Source organism: Acidisphaera sp. L21, assembly GCF_009765685.1.
Classification (GTDB): Bacteria; Pseudomonadota; Alphaproteobacteria; order Acetobacterales; family Acetobacteraceae; genus LMUY01.
Window position 1 is genome coordinate 79,331 of record NZ_LMUY01000145.1, and the last position, 17,190, is coordinate 96,520.

Below are 17,190 nucleotides of genomic sequence, written 5' to 3' on the forward strand. Positions count from 1 at the left end.
TCCGCAGCTCACATCTTCCAGACAGGAAAGCCCATCATGTCAGCGTCTGCCACGACAGGACTTCACACCGGCCAGCCCCGCAGCCGAGTCGACGGACATGCGAAAGTCACCGGAGCCGCCAAATACGCTGCTGAGTTCACGGCATCGGGCTTGCTCCATGGCGTCGTCGTCTCCAGCCCCATCGCCAAGGGACGCATCACCAAGCTCGACATCACTGCCGCCATGGCCGTGCCCGGCGTTGTGGAAGTCTTTACCCATCAGAACCGCATGCGCACCGCTTGGCGCAACGCGAAGTTCCAGGACGAGGTCGCTCCGCCCGGCGCCCCGTTCCGTGCACTCTACGACGACAAGATTGTCTACAGCGGCCAGCCCATCGCCCTGGTTGTCGCTGAGACGTTTGAGCTGGCGCGGTACGTCGCCACTCTGGTGCATGCGGAATACGACATCGAGGCACCTAGCACCGACCTGCGGGCAGTGCGCGGCAGCGCCTATGTGCCCTCAAAAAAGCGTTCGGGAATCAACCCGCCGCCGAAACCGCGCGGCGATGCGCCTGGTGTACTGGCCGACAGCCAGATCCGGGTGGATGCCGAGTATTACCAACCTGCTGAATACCACAACCCGATGGAACCGCATGCGTCCACCGTCATCTGGGAGGGCGGCGGCAAGATCACGGTCCACGACAAGACCCAAGGTGTCGGCAATACCCAGGCCTACATCACCAACGTCTTTGGCCTCAAGAAGGACGACGTCCACGTGGTGGCACCCTACATGGGCGGCGGCTTCGGCAGCGGACTGCGACCGCAATACCAGCTTTACCTGACAGTGCTGGCCACCCTGCAGCTCGAGCGTTCCGTGCGCGTCGTGCTCACCCGTGACCAGATGTTTACCTTCGGCCACCGGCCGGAGACCATCCAGACGGTCAGCTTTAGCGCCCGCCAGGATGGCACGGTCACGGCCATCCGGCACGAAGCCATCGCGGAAACGTCGACCTTCGAAGATTACCAGGAAGTCGTGGTTAACTGGACGGGTCTCACGACCTCCTGCGAGAACGTCGAGCTCGACTACAAGCTGGTACAGCTCGACCGCTACACCCCGGCCGACATGCGGGCGCCGGGTGCACCGACAGGCCAGTTCGCCTTTGAGAGTGCGCTGGACGAGATGAGCTACAAGCTTGGCATCGATCCCATCGAGCTGCGCCTGCGCAACTATGCGGAGACCGATGAGAACCAGGGCCTGCCGCACACCAGCAAAGCGTTGCGGGATGCCTACAGGCTGGGAGCGGAGAAGTTCGGCTGGGCCGGGCGCAATCCGCAGCCGCGCTCAACTTGCGAAGGACATGAGCTGGTTGGCTGGGGCACGGCGACCGGAGCCTGGGATGCGCAGATGCAGAAAACCTCGGCCTCGGCCACGCTGACGCCGGACGGCAAGCTCACGGTGGCCACGGCCAGCGCGGACATCGGCACGGGCACCTATACCATCCTCACGCAGCTGGCGGCCGATGCCCTGGGGCTGTCCATGGAGGCAGTCACCACCAAGCTCGGCGACACTGACCTGCCTTTCTCGCCGCTGGAAGGCGGGTCGTGGACCGCGGCCTCGGCCGGATCAGCCGTCCAGGCCGCCTGCTGCAAGGTCCGGTCCGCCCTGCTGGGGTTTGCCCAAGAGATGCCGAGCTCGCCTTTCAAGGACGTCACCCTGGACCAGGTCGACTTCAAGGAAGGCCGGTTGGTGCTGCGGAACAATCCTGGCATCGGCGTGGCCTATGGCGACATCATGCAGGCTAGCGGCTTGGAGCAGATCCACATGGAAGAGAGCGCGGCTAGGGACCCGGCGGTCCAGAAGACCCATGCGAGCTACACGCACTCCGCGGTTTTCGCCGAGGTGCGGGTGGACGAGGAGCTTGGCACGGTGCGAGTGACCCGGATTGTAAATGCCATCTGTGCTGGGCGCATCCTCAATCCCAAGACGGCCCGTAGCCAGATCATCGGCGGCGTCGTGTTTGGCATTGGCATGGCTTTGCATGAGGAGGCACTGGACGATTCAAAGATTGGCAGGTTCATGAACCACAACTTCGCCGAATACCATATTCCGGTGAACGCAGACATCCAGGACATCGAGGTCATCTTCGTGGATGAGCCGGACGATATGACCAGTCCAATCGGCGTTAAAGGCCTGGGAGAAATTGGGATTTGCGGGACCGCCGCGGCCATCGCAAATGCCGTCTACCACGCCACTGGAAGGCGTGTCCGCGACCTTCCGATTACTATTGACAAGCTTCTCTAGTCGGATTGCGAGCCTGTCCAGACACTCGGAAGAAGAATTCCGATGCCTGGACAGACCAGGCTGGAGAAGTGGCAGCCAGGCAGGTTCTCTCACGGACTGTTTTCGTTTAGGAGAATACGGCTACCGACCTGTCGGACGCGACCCGTGCCGAAGCTGACCAGACTATTCTTCTCGCCGACAACCATCAGGGATGGGCATGCCGATATTCGGAGGCTGTGCAGCCGTAGATGTTGGGAGGACCGCGTATAGTCCTAAAAACAGCAGAAAGTTCCGTCCCGATCTTTGCTAGCCAGTCCTTGAACAAGTCACCTTTTTCACTCCAGTGACAGAGCTGAATTTCCTCGCGGCTTATGTCCTATCAATTGACGTAATGGCCGCCGCATTCCTGCCTTGGCAACGCTCAACCAAGCTGCTCTTGCTGCCTCAAGCCAAAACAAAGTCTCGCCTCAGTTTGGGCGGGGAGACCGCCAGCTTCCATGCTGATACTCGGGTTTGATTTCTCGTAAGCTTCGCAGGTTAGATGTCTTCCTCGATGAAAGACCCGGGCATTCATGGTCAACAGCTACGTTGTGCACTATCCGGCTATCGTCGACGTTCAAAAGCGATCGAGCCAGATAGCTGCAGAAAACACGCGCAAGCAAGCCGCCGGAGCGCCAGCCTCGCAGGTTGCAAAACCTGTGCTATAGGACTTCAGCGCCACACAGGGAATGTGCTCCTGGTGCTGCATATGGAGCTCAGGAGTAATCCTGGGCTCCGTTGATCCTAGCGCGTCCCAGCGGCGTGTCTCACACTGCAGCAGAGTGCTTTGGTCCTAGGACGCATGCTCCTGCCCGGCAGGTCGACACGACTGCCTGTGACCTAGAGGCGACTCACATTCCGGGGGTCCATCCAGCCGCACTGCATGGTAGTCGTTGCGACCATCGACGGTCTTGTCGTGCAGCGCGTTGACGGCTACAGCGGCCCCAGCGGAACGGACGCCGCGCCAAGCCAGCCACACGCGTCAACGGTGTCAGCTGCCTGGCTTGCCATACGGACCATTGAACCGGCGGCGGCACAGTGCGGCGATCTCGCCCTACGATTCCTATAAGAGACGCCTGGCGTCCACAGGCTCCAATTCGCGAGCATGAGCAAATCCCTCCTAGCAAGCAGGCCACCGCCTTCCTGCATGCGGCCGCCTTCCTTCAACCTGCCGAGGTCCAAAACGGCAAAGCCGAGCGTCTCTATGAGTGCGGACCACGAGACCAAGGAGCAATTCTTCATCCTGGCCGACGGCAGCGGAACGCGGTGGCTGGCGAGCAATCCTTCCATTCGAAACCTATAGAAGAGACACCGCGATCAACTTAGCAGTGCCGAACCGGCACTTCTCAAGGCGATGCCGACGCATGCGCCCGCGATAGCCGGGAGGCAGTTCCTGCCAAGTTGAATGCCCGGCGAGATTAGAATTGCAAGTCCGGGCACGTCGAGCGGGTGCAGCAGGAAGCCCACACTACTATTCATGGAAGCAGCAGAGACGTGACCCTGCTTTGCCATTTCGCTCAGGAACCCGACCAGGGCGGTGCTTCCTGCCAGATACTTGGTGAGCGTTGGCAGGATAAGCATGTGGTTGATACTAATTCGATCAAGCGACGGCGTCATGATCGCCACCAAGCCGTCCACCGCGCCCAGTTACTGAAGCCCGAAGATGACTATCAGCGACAGCAGCATTAGCGGGATAATGTTGATTACGATTTGGATAGCCTCGGCACCGCTTAGGTTGATGATTTTCAGGATGGACGGCTCCGATTCGGAGTGTATGGACCTAGAGATTCAGACCTTATCGACGGCGTCCAATCACATTTTCCTTGAGGCAGGTTCAGCATCATAAAAGAAGAAGCTATCTTACTCGTGCCGATACTACCAAGCGCTTCGGCGAGTGTATTTTTACCTACTGCCACTCCCAGCAATGACCAACTGACTTAACGGCGCCTTGAGCCTCGAACGCTCGCCCTAAAGGCTGACCGCCGCGGAGGCCAGGCTACTCTGGGATCACCGATCGGGATTCTTGCTGACCTCCGGCGCCGGGGAGATGGTGGAGGCGGCATGGAGGGACGGAGGGCTACGGCCGCGCTGGCCTCATGATGAAGACCAGCGGACGGAAAACTTTAGGCCGGACAAATGCAAAGGTTTTCTTTATCGTCAGGCCATCCGGAACGGTCGAGAATACCAAGGCTTCTCTATCGTCTCGGTGGGGCGCAACGGCTTGTCCCAGACGCGCATCGAAGCCCGATGGTCGTGCTACGAGGCTTCTGACTAGCCTGATTGTAAGGAACTCCCATGTACGTCATGTACGCGCTCGCTCCCACCACCGGCCTGGCAATCCTTTGGCCCTTCATGGCCCACGCCGCGTTGGTGTTCGCGCTGTACGCGTTGCTCACCCTTGAGCGCACGAGCGCGATCCGTGCGGGCAAGGCCACTTCGGGCACCTTCGAGTTCGGCCGCGAAGAGCCTTCGGAGATCGCCCGGATCACTCGCAATCTCGCCGACCAGTTCGAGCTACCGATGCTCTTCTACGCCGCCGTACTAATCCTGATGCAGTTGCATGCCGTCCTGGTGATCGACGTGCTGCTCGGCTGGCTGTTCGTTATGGGCCGCGTCGTGCACACCGCAGTGCAAACCTTAACGGGGAACTTCCCGCTGCGGGGAAAAATCTTCATGATCAACTTTCTCGCGGTAGCCGGGCTACTCGCTCACCTGCTCGTCTTGATGATCTCCGCGTAGAGGGAGCGATGGATTTCCGCATACGGACCGGGCGCGGAACGCGAGCGGCATCGAAAGCTGCCATCCACCGGCGGGTGACCGGCGCTACCTCCGAGACACCTTGAGGAAGCGCCTTGAAAAGTACGCGCGGACGTCCCGCTCCAGGGAGGGATCGCTCGTCGTGCGAGTGCCATCCGGTCCGTGAAAGGGGCCGAACAAAGTGACCTCCCCGAAATCGTCCGCATACGACCGAGCGCGGCAATGGACGCCATCCCGTTCGAAGCGATAGTCGAGGTAATTGTATCGCTGTTCCAGCCGGTCACCGTTCCAAACTTCGTCGACGACGTGCTTGATTTGGGTCGGCTCGATGGGATCCGTCACGCGCTCGCCTACTTCGCACTGGGGAAGAGGCCGCGTTTGCCCCAGCGACGGGCTGCCGGGTTCGCCAACCGCGTCGCCACCTTGTCCGCCTAGGCAGACGGCAAGCTCCAACAGCGCCGTCGTCTGGTGCAGTTCCAACGACATCTCGGTGGCTTTGGATGAGCCAAGATCGAAGCATCGAGACCGCACCGCTTCCGACAGCCTTCGCGATAGTTCGATCAGGTCCGGGCGGCCCGGGGACGCTGCCCGGCCCCTGAGGAGGGCGACATACGCCTGGAGATACGCTCTCCCCGTTATCCATCGAAGGATTTGATTTAGGTCATCCATTTGCGATCCCCTGGAGCAAAAGCGTCTTAGTCCGTGGAGGGCTGTAATTGCCCACGTCAGCCTCGTTCGGCGCCAGGATCCGGATTCCCTTCATGGCGGCTAAATGCACCGGCATCGAACGATGCTCGCGCCCACACCCCCACTCGGCCAATACCAGGATTTGCCGTCAGGCGGGGGCGCCATACTAAATTCATTGGAATGTCCCTGTGGATGACTTTTCGTTTGTAGTGGAAGGGGCGTTTTCCGTAGTGATAATGTCTCGTAACACAATGGAATCGCTGAGCGATTAGACCGGAATCTTGGAATAGTAAGGCAAGGGAAGATCGAAGCCAGAAACCGGCTAGATTGCCATGCCGCCGCGCCACAGTTGTGCCGCGGCTTGCAAACGCACCGGGCTGCCGCCAGTCGATATCAGCCCGCATCCGAACCGGCTCGCCAGCGTTTGGGCGGCAACAAGCCCAACCCGCGTGGCCACCGGTTATCCAGATCGTCGGCATGCATTCACCTCGCGTTCGAACTAGGGAGATGGGACGGAGGGGAGCGGGCGCTACTGGCAATCGCCCATTCTGGATGCCCGGCATTTTCGAGAGCAGGCCGAAGGTCCTACCCGGACGTAAAGGATTATTGCTGGAACTGCCTCAATCCTATTGGGGAAACACCAAGGAAATATCACTAAACTGGAACCTGGCATTCACGATTGATAGCCACCGCCAGCGAGGCCGAGGTTCCGGTGGGCGCATACACCTTACCCAGGCGGGGACGGCCGCGTTGAACGCAGCCGCCCCCGACGGTTTAGCCCGGCATCCTTGCTTCGGGATGGAGGACGCAAAGTGGCAGGGTAGGATGGCCAGCGTCGGGTGACTCATGGTGCGTGCGACCGCATGCTGGGGGCGTGCAGACACTCACAGTGAAACGTTCCTGGACGATCTGCCGTGACGCCGCTGAAAATCCTCGTGTCGGACACGCAAGAGGTGTCGGCTCTCTTGACGTCACCATCCGACCCTGTTGCCTGCTACGTCATGGCGCACGGTGCCGGAGCGGGAATGACCCACTCCTTCATGGCTGCATTCGCCGATGGCTTGTCGGCACGGGGAGTAGCTACCCTCCGCTACTGGTTCCCGTTCATCGAAAACGGGTCCAAGCATCCAGACTCTCCTCAAATTGCCCACGCTGCCGTGCGGGCTGCCGTTGCCGAAGCTAGGCGGCAACTTCCCTCGGTGCCACTTGTCGCAGGAGGCAAATCGTTTGGCGGTCGCATGACGTCGCAGGCTCAAGCCGCCGAGGCGTTGCCTGGCGTAATGGGGCAGGCGTTCGCGGGTTTCCCGCTTCATCCGGCGTGCAAACCGTCGGCCACTCGCGCGGAACATCTGTCGGAAATGACAATTCCTATGCTGTTCCTACAGGGGACACGCGACACGGTGGCCGATTTGGGGCTGATTGAAACCACCGTCCCGCATCTGGGTTCGCTTGCGTCCCTGAAGATCATCGACGGCGCGGATAATTCATTCCACGGCCTAGCCCGGTCCGGGCGCACCGACTCGGAGGCCATGATGGAGATGCGGGACGCATTCCGAGCGTGGATCCAGATTGTGGCCAGTGCTTGAGATGGAGCGACGGGGTGGCCGAGGTCATCGAGCCTCGCCGCTCGCAAGCCGTAGGACGGAAAGGCCATCTTCATCTCACCCGGACAGCTACACCGTGATCTACAATTGCACTCGCTCCGACCTTCGGAACTGGTCGGCGGCTGCATTGGCCGCGAGGCTACAACGCTACTTCGACGCGGGGGAGAGAGCGAGGAGGTGTGGGCCGAGATGGACCTGCTGGGGAACTATCACCCCTCCAAGCCGTGCCGTGTTCCGATACTGAAAACGGGCGGCATCTGACTATCACGGCTTTAGCCGCCCAGGCTTGGCCTAGGACGTCTGGCCATGTAGGTCGTGGACCAGCTTCGTGAGGCTGAATTCGTCGAGCTTGTGCAAGACCTCGCTCAATTTGGTTTCGCCGGGCAGGCCCAGTGCGAATTCGTGTCCGTAGTGCTGACGGAGCGTCGACAGCAACGTGTTGCCGTGTTTACGGCTAACCTCGCCGTTCAGATCGCGGTGACGTCCGTTCAATCCTGGTTGAAGCATTTCGACTTCCCTATTCGAGACGGCGTTTCAACGCCGAGGCTTGGGCTTGAATGCGCGGACGATGGTGCTTTTCCGCGCGTTGGCAGGTGCGGCGGACGGTATGCTGGGCAAGCGTTGAGACGTCGCAGCGAAGCCCTCCCAAGGGTCGGACTTGAGCGAGGAGAGACGGGCCGGAACGGTGAGCACGGTGAAGCTTTTGGGATCGAGCCTGGCCGTGACTGCCTGCCAGGCTATCGGAGTGGCCACGGTGGCACCTGGACGCGCTCGCGGCGAGAAGCTTCCGACGGCGGTGGCACCGAGACCGTTTCGCAACCAATCAACGAGAATTCGGCCTTTACGGTCGGCGATCTTGAGGTGAGCCAGGAACCGCGTCGGCTCCTCGGCGGCCATCAGTTCCGCAAAAGCCTTGCAGAACGGCTTCACGACCGACCAGTCGGCATCCGGCGCCAGCGGAACGACGACGTGCAATCCCTTTCCGCCGGTGGTGCGGCAGAACGACTCCAGACCAATACGCCCGAGCCGGTCGCGTGTATCGTGGGCGGCTTTGACGACTTCGGGCCAAGCCACCCCTTCTCCCGGATCGAGGTCGAACACGATCCAGTCCGGCCGGGTCGAATCCGCTTCCGGTGCGCCCCATGGATGCAGTTCGATGGCCGACATTTGGGTCAGCGACAGCACGCCTTCGATGTCATCGATCGCCAGGAACGGTTGCTTCGACGACATGCCTTCGCGGATTGAACCCGGTAGGTTGCCGTGGCCGTTCTTCTGGAAAAAGCGCTCCTTGGACTGATCAATGCCTTCCGGGCACCGCAGGATGGACAGCGGACGGTGCGCGATGCCGGGCAAGGCAATGTCTGCGACGGACTGCCAGTATTCCGCCAGCGCCCGTTTGGTGATCCCGGGCCATAGCTCTCGGTCGGGATGGGTGATCTGGACTCCAGCTACCGAAAAAGAAGATTTCTGCGGCGGGCGTGCATGCACGATGGATCCCGAACGCAGAGGTCCACTCGTGACCGGCGGCGAATCCTCCGGCGGCTGGCGCAAGGGGGGAACTGCGCCGTGCCAGCCCTTACGAGCAGTGGTGCCACGCGCCGCCCGTGTCGGGCGAAATAGGGTGCGCGGTGCTTCCGGATCCGCCAGATCCCGCACCACCTCCTTGGCCGCCTTGTCCTCTCGGACGCCCAGATACACCGAATGCCTGACCCGCCCGGCGCCGGACCAGGCAGTGTATTGCACCTCCACGACGATTTCGGGACGGATCCACGTCGTCGTCGGGTCGACTGGGTCACCAGCCACCTGCAGGTCCGGCAGGTCGGAAACCGCCATAGCTTGGAAGCGGGTGTGGAACGCCATCAACTCCTTGTGGTCGAAGCCGGTGCCGACTGCGCCAGCGTATTGGAGGTTTCCCGCCGGGTCTCGGTATCCAACCTGGAGCGCTCCGATGCCGACGCGGCTGCCTCCAGGCGCCGTCCATCCCAGGACGACAAATTCCTCGCGCCCAGAACATTTCACTTTGAGCCAATCGCCACCCCGACCCGCGCGGTAGAGGCTGTCCGCCTTCTTGCAGATGATGCCTTCCAGCTTCATCCGGCACGCGCCCCGACGCATCTCGTGGGTCTGACCGACGTGATGATCGCTGTAGCGAAGAGCGCCCTTCCATTCCGTAAGACCGGCGAGCACCCGCTTGCGCTCCAGCAGTTCGCACCCGCGCAGATCCCAGCCGTCGAGGTGCAGCAGGTCGAATGCGAAGAAGGTTAACGTGTCATCGCGGCCGGTCTTCAACGCGGCCTGAAGGCCAGGAAAACTGGACACGCCGTCGGCGCCCAAGGACACCAATTCGCCGTCCAGCATCCCCGACTTTATCGGGAGGGTCCTAAAGCTGGCGGCGATGCTAGGCATGCGGCTCGCCCAATCATGCCCATTCCTGGTCAGCAGGCGCACCTTGCCGTCTTCGATGGCGGCCAAGATCCGGTAGCCATCGAACTTGATTTCGCTGAGCCACAGCGCTCCGTCGGGCGGATCTTCGGTTAGCGAGCATAGTTGCGGTGCTTGCGCTTCCGGCAGTGCTCGGCGAACTGCGCCTCTGGCTGGCGCCGTAGATTTCGCTTTGGCGAGCTTTGTCGGTTTCCCCAGCTTCACCGTGAACGGAGTCTCATGCTCAATGTCGAGCGCATGCACGCCTTCGCGGGCATACTCGTCATGGCCCTTGATCAGGTACCACGCCTCTTGCTTCTTCGGGTCGCGCCGGAGCCGTGCGAGCGTGAAGCGGCCATGAAGCCGCTGACCTGACAGTTCGAAGCGTAAACTGCCTTTCTCCATCCCCTTTTCGGGATCCTCCAGCGCGGTCCAGGTGCCGCGGTCCCAAGTCTCAACGGTCCCTCCGCCATACTGCCCGGTCGGGATCGTGCCTTGGAAGTCGGCGTAGTCGATCGGGTGATCCTCGACGTGGACGGCAATGCGGCGGTCAGCGGGATCAAGGGACGGACCTTCGCGAACGGCCCAACTCCATAGAACGCCGTTGTGTTGGAGGCGGAAATCCCAGTGCAACCCGGCCCGGTGGGCGGCATGCTTTTGGACCACGAACATGGGCGCGTCGGAAGTTTCGGTTGCCTCGATAGGAGCCGGTTCGGCCGTGATGGCGAAGTCGCGCTTGGCGTGGTAGCTCGCCAACGACCTATCGCGTCCTGTCGGCTTGGAGGCCATTGAACACAAACGAAAAAGCACCCTGAAGGTTCCAGAGACAGTCTTCATTCCAGGACTTGTTGCCGATCGGCCACACTCACCCGGCGCGGGAAGCAAGTGCGAAAACTTTAGACGTTCTCACGCTTTGAGACTTTCCGCCGAGTAATTAGTCAGTCACCGATCAGTAGTCACGCAATGCCAGACACGTTCGCTCCCATGTGGTCGCGGCATTCCGCGCCTTCGCCCGTTTCGCGAGTTTCGCTGCCATGCTGCTCGGGTTGCTGGTGCTAACCGGTTGGGCATTGGGTAGCCAGAGCATGATAACGGTCCGTCCCGGCTTGGCCGCCATGGCACCGCTCACCGCGATCTCGCTGCTGGTTGCGGGCTGCTCCCTTGCGGCGCGTCAGGCGGAACAACATCGGGCAGCGCAAATCTTGGCTGCAGCTTTGCCGATCATCGCTGTCGTCGTGTTGGTCAATCACATTGCCTTTGGTAAGGACCTGCTCAACCCGGCGCTGGAAGCTCGGTTCGCCCCGCCCAATGGAGGTCCGCCCGGGCGGACCTCTCCCGCAACCGCCACGGCCATCCTCCTGCTGGGCGGAGCACTGCTGTCGGCGGGCGATCGCCGAGCAGACCGCTGGCTGGCTTGGTGCGCCGCCTCGGGCATGCTGCTGACCGCCGTCGCACTGCTCGGTTACGTTTATGGCGTCGATGATCTCTACGCAGTAGCGGTCTACCGGACCATGGCGCTGCACACCGCGGCCGGATTGTTCGTCATGTTCCTAGCCTGCTTGTTGGCGGAACCGGAGGCTGGGTGGGCCGGGCTAGTCGCTTCGGGAATGCCTGGCGGAACGGCGATCCGTCGGCAACTTGTCACAGCCACATTGTATCCCTTTGTGGTCGGCTACTTGGCTCTCCTCGGGATCCGCAGCGATGTATTCGGTGCAGGATTCGCAATCGCTGTCGTGGTGGCAGCCACGATGATCCCACTCGTGCTGCGCATCCTCCACGATGGACGCACCCTGGACCGCTTGGAGATGCAACGCCACGCGGCCGACTTGGCGGTCCGACGGCTCAACGACACCTTGGAAGAACGCGTGGCGCAGAGAACGACGGCTTTGGAGTCGGTCGAAAGCCAGCTTCGCCAGGCTCAGAAGATGGAAGCGGTGGGTCAACTCACCGGCGGGCTGGCGCATGACTTCAACAACCTGCTGACCGGCATCGGCGGAAGTCTGGAACTGATGCAAACGCGGGCGGCGCAGGGCCGATTCGCCGACGTCGACCGCTACCTGAGCGCCGCACAGGCCTCCGTTCGGCGCGCCGCAGCGTTGACCCATCGCCTGCTGGCGTTCTCCCGCCGCCAAACGCTGGATCCCAAGCCCGTCGACCCGAACCGACTGCTGCCCGGCATAGAGGAGTTGATCCGGCGAGCCGTGGGACCGCAGGTGGAGGTCGAGTTCATCGGCGCTGCGGGGGCATGGCCGGTATTGGTCGATCCGCACCAACTGGAGAATGCCGTTCTCAACCTGAGCATCAACGCACGCGATGCCATGCCGAACGGAGGAAAGTTGACGATTGAAACGGCAAATCGGTGGTTGGACGAGCGCACCGGCCGCGACCGCGACCTACCGCCTGGCCAATACGTCTCGGTCTGCGTCAGCGACAACGGCACTGGCATGTCGCGCGAAGTCGTCGAGAGGGCTTACGACCCGTTCTTCACTACGAAGCCAGAAGGCTTGGGAACCGGCCTGGGATTGTCGATGGTGCACGGTTTCGTCAGGCAATTCGGCGGGCAAGTGAGGATCTATTCCGAGGTGGGCCAGGGCACCATGGTCTGCCTCTACCTGCCCCGTAATCTGGAAGACGCCGAAAGCCCGGAGCCTGCAATCCCGGAGCCGATCGTCTCCGTGTCCGGCAAAACCATCCTGGTCGTCGATGACGAGGCCACGGTGCGGATGCTGGTCGTGGACGTCTTGGAAGAGATGGGCCTTGCCGCGCTCGAAGCCGAGGATGGGGCCTCGGCGTTGAAGGTGCTTCAGTCTGACGCCCACCTGGACCTGCTGCTAACTGATGTCGGCCTGCCCGGCGGGCTGAACGGCCGCCAAGTGGCCGAGAGTGCCCGCGCGCTCCGTCCTGGCTTGCCGGTGCTCTACATCACCGGCTTCGCGGAAAACGCGGTGCTCAACCATGGGCATCTGGCGCCGGGCATGCACGTGCTGACCAAGCCGTTCGCCATGGAAACGCTGGCGAGCCGAATCAGAGCACTGGTGGGAGAAGCTGCCGAATAGCGGCGAGACGCAGATGCAAAGGATTCTTTGCTTTTTCGACGCCGTAAAGTAGCGGAATGCAAAGGATTCTTTATCGCCTTTTGCAGTGTTGCCGTCATTCCGCGGGATAGATGCCGTGCAGCACCTTGTCGAAATGGTCCTCGATAGCCGCCGTGCATCCGCACGTAAGATCGCGTAACGCTGCCTCGTCCAGCACCTGGAACTTGCCACGCCGCGTTGCGACCATACGCCGCTCGCGGAGCGTCTTTATGGTTCTGGTCACGAACGTGCGACCTACCCCGAGCAAGTCGGCGAGTTGCTCCTGCGTCATGTCGAATTCCGAACCCTCGGTGCGCCGAACCGTTGCAAGTAGCCATTTCGCCGTCCGCTGGGTGATCGTGTGAGTGGCGTTGCAGGCGGCAGTTTGGTAGACCTGGGCCAATAGGCAGTCCGAGTAGCGGGCGAACCAATGCCGTAGGTGGATCGAGTCTAATTTGGCGTGCTCAAGCGCCGAAGTCTTGATGCGTAGAAAACGTCCGCCACTGCGGACCAGTGCCGTCGAGAACGATGGTAGATTTCCGTTGGACACAATCCCGCCGACCGCGCCTTCGCGACCCACGACTGCAACCTCAATCCCGTGTCCACCTGGGTTCGTGGTAACGCAAAAAGAAGCCATAGCCGAGGCACAAGGAAACCAAGTATCGAGAACATCATCGCCCGCACGCTGAATAACATCGTGCGGCTTCATGTCGAGGACTAGCATATGAGGTGCGAGCCTACCTCTATCTTCTTCCCGAAGCGTACCCAACAGTGCGTTTCCGAGTAGCTCTTCTTGAGTCGGCGATGCCATCGGTTCACAGGCTCCCGTTGAAAAAATCCTGACGAATGTCCACAAGTGGACCGACAAACCTCCATCGCATATGTTACTCGTGAACAGAACGCTTTGGAAAGGCTGAATTGGTGCTTGATCGCACGTCTACCATGGGACGCAGGAGGCGCCTTCGGCTCGAAACGGCGTCCTCGCACCGTATGCTGGACGGTCTGTCGGACGAACTCGGCATGTCGTCGACCATGCGGGGTTACCAAATCTATTTATCCGCATCACATGCCTTCCGCAGTTTGATCGAAGCTCGATTGGATCAAAACCACGTAGAAATCCTCTATCCCATTTGGCAATACCGGCGCCTGGCGCGCTTGATTGAGGAAGATTTGGCAGACCTCTCGGTTCCCATTCCCACCTGCGTCGCGAGAGAATTCGTGCTCCCCATGAGCGCGGGAGCCATGCTTGGAACGCTTTACGTGTTGGAAGGCTCTGCGTTGGGTGCGAAGGTCATTGCCAGACGCGTTGCCGGTTTCGGCCTCGGGCCGCGTTTCGGTGCGCGTCATCTTGCCCACCAGACCGACAATCCGCGCGCGTGGCCCGAATTCGTCGATCTCCTGGAGGAGATCTCCCTTACCGGCGAAGAAGAAGACGATTGCGTGCAGGAAGCACGAGCCACCTTCGACTGCTTCGCGCGCTTTCTCGCGCCGGTGGTATGACGATGATGGAGAAGGTCGACCTAACGAATTGCGATCGCGAGCCGATCCACATTCCCGGCAGCATCCAACCTCACGGTGCGATGCTCGTCTTGGACCCGTCCACCTTCCAGGTGGTTTACGCGTCCGCGAATGCTGCCGCCGTGACCGGCTGCTTGACAGTGGAACCGGGGACGGATTTGGCCGCAGTCGTCGGGGAGGCTGCAGCCCACGACCTCCGCAACGCCGCCGCACGGGCCGGTGGCTCGCAGATTGCCGGTGTCTTGCTGGGCATCTGCCTGCCGGACCACGGCCCCTTGTTCGATGCCATCGTGCACCGCCACAAGGAATACGCGTTCGTCGAGTTCGAACGGTCGGCAACGGGTTCCACTAGCGGTGAGAGCGCGTTGGACACCACGCAGGCGTTGATCCGCCGCATCGGGTTGGAAACGGACGTCGACGGCATCGTCAAGTCCGGCGCCAAGCTAATCCGCGCCTTGCTCGGCTACGACCGGGTTATGGTGTATAGGTTCCTCCACAACGGAGCCGGACGCGTGGTGGCCGGAGCCAAGCGCGCCGATTTGAACAGCTTTCTCGGCCAGCACTTTCCCGCCTCCGACATTCCCTATCAAGCTCGCAGGCTCTATCTTCTCAATACCATCCGGATGATTGGGGACGTCACTTACGCGCCCGTCCCGCTGACGCCACCGCTGGAGCCGGGCCAAACGCCGGTGGACATGTCGTTCTCCCAACTTCGCAGCGTCTCCCCCATCCATTGCGAGTATCTGATGAACATGGGCGTGCACGCGTCCATGTCGATCTCCATTGTCGTCGACGGGGAGCTATGGGGGCTGGTCTCCTGCCATCACGACAGCCCCAAGGTCGTTCCGGCGCCTTTGCGTGTAGGTTCCGAACTGTTCGGGCAGTATTTTTCGCTGCAGGTCTCCGTCGCGGAGCGACGCGCCCAAATCGTCGCCGCCACCGCGGCGCGCGAACGTTTGGACAAGATCGTCGGTGGACTCGGCAAGGATGGTTCCCTTCCAGCCAGCCTACGCGAACATTTATCTGAGTTCGCATCGCTCATCGAATGCGACGGTGCGGCGCTCTGGGTCGACGGTGAATGGACGGCGGTCGGCAACACTCCGTCACCGGAGGCGGCCGCCAAGTTGACGCCGTTTATTCTATCCGAAGCCAACAACTCGGTTTGGTACACGCAGGAACTCCGCAGCCTTTTCCCAGATGACGGTTACGGGACGTCGGTGGCCGGTGCGGTGGCGATACCACTCTCCGTGGCGCCGCGCGATTACCTGCTGCTATTCCGCTCGGAGGAAGCCCATCAGGTCGAATGGGCCGGTGAGCCGGTCAAGCGCAGGGTGGCCACCTTGGACGGCGAACGCCTGTCGCCACGGGGTAGCTTCGAGACGTGGCGCGAAGACGTTCGCAGCCGATCCAAACCATTGACGGATGCCGAAGTGGCCGTGGCCGAGGCCATTCGCACCTATCTTCGTGACGTCGTGCTGCGACACAACGAAATCACCGCTGAAGAGCGTGCGCGTGCCGAAAAGCGCCGCCGCGTGCTGAACGACGAACTTAACCATCGCGTCAAGAACATCATCGCCTTGGTCAAATCCATCGCTCTCCAAACGGGGGCGCACGCGACGAGCGTTGCCGACTACTCGACGTCCCTGGAGGGAAGACTTCGTGCCCTGGCCTACGCGCACGACCAATCCCTGACAGGCGGTAACGGCGGCGATTTGGGGACGCTGGTCGAAGCCGAGGCCAGCTTGCATCGCTACGGCGAGACGCCCGACCGCGTGGCGGTGTCGGGACCCGGACTGAAGTTAGACGATCGCACGTTCGGCGTGTTGGCACTGGCCATACATGAGTTGATGACCAACGCCGCGAAGTACGGCGCCTTGTCGGTGCCCGAGGGCAAGCTCGTCATCGTCTGGTGCCTGAATGAAGCGGGTGACTGCGAAATTGTTTGGGAGGAGTCCGGCGGCCCGCCTCTGGTGACACCCACACGGGAGGGTTTCGGCTCCAAACTCGTCCGAAGCACCATCGCGTATGATCTCGGCGGCTCCGTCGAGATCGCTTACCCGCCAACTGGCTTCCGCGCCCGCCTGGCCATACCCGCCAAACACGTCAGCGCGGCCGAACCGAGCGTGGAAACGACAAGTTCGACCCCCGGCACGGCTTCGAATCTATTGGGGCTGTCGGTCCTGGTCGTCGAGGACCAGGCGCTCATCGCATTGGACATAGAGGAGACGCTGCGTCGGCTCGGTGCGGCCGAGGTCTACCTCGCCCCCAGTGTGGAGGAAGCGCATCGCGTCATCCAGGCTTCCAAACCGGACGTGGCGGTATTGGACTTCAATCTCGGCGGCGAGACATCTGAGGCGGTTGCCGACCTATTGCTCCGGCGGCGTGTGCCAGTCGTTTATTCGACGGGCTACGGTGATAACGTAATGATTCCGGAGCGTTTCCGTGACGTGCCGGTTGTCCGCAAACCCGTCAACGGGGCCGTCCTTGCGGCGCAGATCGACGCCGCAAGAATGCGCGTCCAAACTTAGCCAGAGGCTAGCGTACCTCTCGCATCGGCTTCTAGTTCGCGCTGCGCCTGCTCCCAATGTTCATCATGGCTTCCATGGGTTGAACCCTCACGTTGCCATATTTCGTAAGCACGCTGACGAACAGCGTCCTCGGTTGGCTCGGCGTGTCCGGCGACAACCCCGTGAGTGGGATCCGTCTGGGAGGGTGAATCGCTGGCGGGAAACGTATCGTCCAGAGCGTCGTCGAGGTCGCTCTGCTCGGTGAGGTGAGACTTGACGGCATCCGGTTGGGTCATTTTCGACTCCTCTTTGAATCGACGCTTC

The 17,190-nt window shown here is 61.4% G+C and carries 12 protein-coding genes; 7 read left to right on the forward strand and 5 right to left on the reverse strand.

The window, feature by feature from the left end; translation table 11 throughout:
- The first annotated feature begins 36 nt into the window (after positions 1–36).
- Positions 37–2,280, forward strand: a complete 2,244-nt coding sequence (locus GSQ76_RS26905; protein WP_158747154.1) for a xanthine dehydrogenase family protein molybdopterin-binding subunit — start codon at positions 37–39, stop codon at positions 2,278–2,280.
- 1,335 nt (positions 2,281–3,615) lie between these two features.
- On the opposite strand, the gene GSQ76_RS26910 is transcribed toward GSQ76_RS26905, so the two are convergent.
- Positions 3,616–3,915, reverse strand: a complete 300-nt coding sequence (locus GSQ76_RS26910; protein ID WP_158747155.1) for a hypothetical protein — start codon at positions 3,913–3,915, stop codon at positions 3,616–3,618.
- Positions 3,916–4,593: 678 nt separating this feature from the next.
- On the opposite strand from GSQ76_RS26910, the gene GSQ76_RS26915 reads away from it, so the two are divergent.
- From GSQ76_RS26915 to GSQ76_RS26925, 3 genes are all read left to right on the forward strand, one after another.
- On the forward strand, positions 4,594–5,037 hold the full coding sequence (locus tag GSQ76_RS26915; protein ID WP_216851317.1) for an MAPEG family protein: 444 nt from the start codon (positions 4,594–4,596) through the stop codon (positions 5,035–5,037).
- Positions 5,038–5,277: 240 nt separating this feature from the next.
- Positions 5,278–5,490, forward strand: coding sequence for a hypothetical protein (locus GSQ76_RS26920; RefSeq protein WP_158747156.1), 213 nt, complete (start codon positions 5,278–5,280; stop codon positions 5,488–5,490).
- A 1,166-nt stretch (positions 5,491–6,656) separates the two neighbouring features.
- Positions 6,657–7,328: an alpha/beta family hydrolase gene (locus tag GSQ76_RS26925; protein WP_158747157.1), complete on the forward strand. Its 672-nt coding sequence runs from the start codon at positions 6,657–6,659 to the stop codon at positions 7,326–7,328.
- A gap of 309 nt (positions 7,329–7,637) precedes the next feature.
- Here GSQ76_RS26925 and GSQ76_RS26930 read toward each other — a convergent pair whose 3' ends face one another.
- Together GSQ76_RS26930 and ligD are read right to left on the reverse strand one after the other, a co-directional pair.
- Positions 7,638–7,853, reverse strand: coding sequence for a hypothetical protein (locus tag GSQ76_RS26930; RefSeq protein WP_158747158.1), 216 nt, complete (start codon positions 7,851–7,853; stop codon positions 7,638–7,640).
- A 27-nt stretch (positions 7,854–7,880) separates the two neighbouring features.
- Positions 7,881–10,604, reverse strand: coding sequence for a DNA ligase D (gene ligD, locus GSQ76_RS26935; RefSeq protein ID WP_158747159.1), 2,724 nt, complete (start codon positions 10,602–10,604; stop codon positions 7,881–7,883).
- A 149-nt stretch (positions 10,605–10,753) separates the two neighbouring features.
- On the opposite strand from ligD, the gene GSQ76_RS26940 reads away from it, so the two are divergent.
- Positions 10,754–12,823 (forward strand): ATP-binding protein, encoded by a 2,070-nt coding sequence (locus tag GSQ76_RS26940; protein ID WP_254070654.1) that lies wholly within the window; start codon positions 10,754–10,756, stop codon positions 12,821–12,823.
- 94 nt (positions 12,824–12,917) lie between these two features.
- Here GSQ76_RS26940 and GSQ76_RS26945 read toward each other — a convergent pair whose 3' ends face one another.
- A complete protein-coding gene (locus tag GSQ76_RS26945) occupies positions 12,918–13,565 on the reverse strand; it encodes a Crp/Fnr family transcriptional regulator (protein WP_216851318.1) in 648 nt (215 codons plus the stop codon).
- A gap of 266 nt (positions 13,566–13,831) precedes the next feature.
- On the opposite strand from GSQ76_RS26945, the gene GSQ76_RS32215 reads away from it, so the two are divergent.
- Positions 13,832–14,341: a biliverdin-producing heme oxygenase gene (locus tag GSQ76_RS32215; protein WP_158747161.1), complete on the forward strand. Its 510-nt coding sequence runs from the start codon at positions 13,832–13,834 to the stop codon at positions 14,339–14,341.
- Positions 14,342–14,346: 5 nt separating this feature from the next.
- Positions 14,347–16,887: an HWE histidine kinase domain-containing protein gene (locus tag GSQ76_RS26955; protein WP_256367031.1), complete on the forward strand. Its 2,541-nt coding sequence runs from the start codon at positions 14,347–14,349 to the stop codon at positions 16,885–16,887.
- Here GSQ76_RS26955 and GSQ76_RS26960 read toward each other — a convergent pair.
- Positions 16,884–17,162 (reverse strand): DUF2934 domain-containing protein, encoded by a 279-nt coding sequence (locus tag GSQ76_RS26960; protein WP_158747162.1) that lies wholly within the window; start codon positions 17,160–17,162, stop codon positions 16,884–16,886. The two genes, GSQ76_RS26955 and GSQ76_RS26960, sit on opposite strands and share 4 nt — an antisense overlap.
- Between the last annotated feature and the right edge of the window lie 28 nt (positions 17,163–17,190).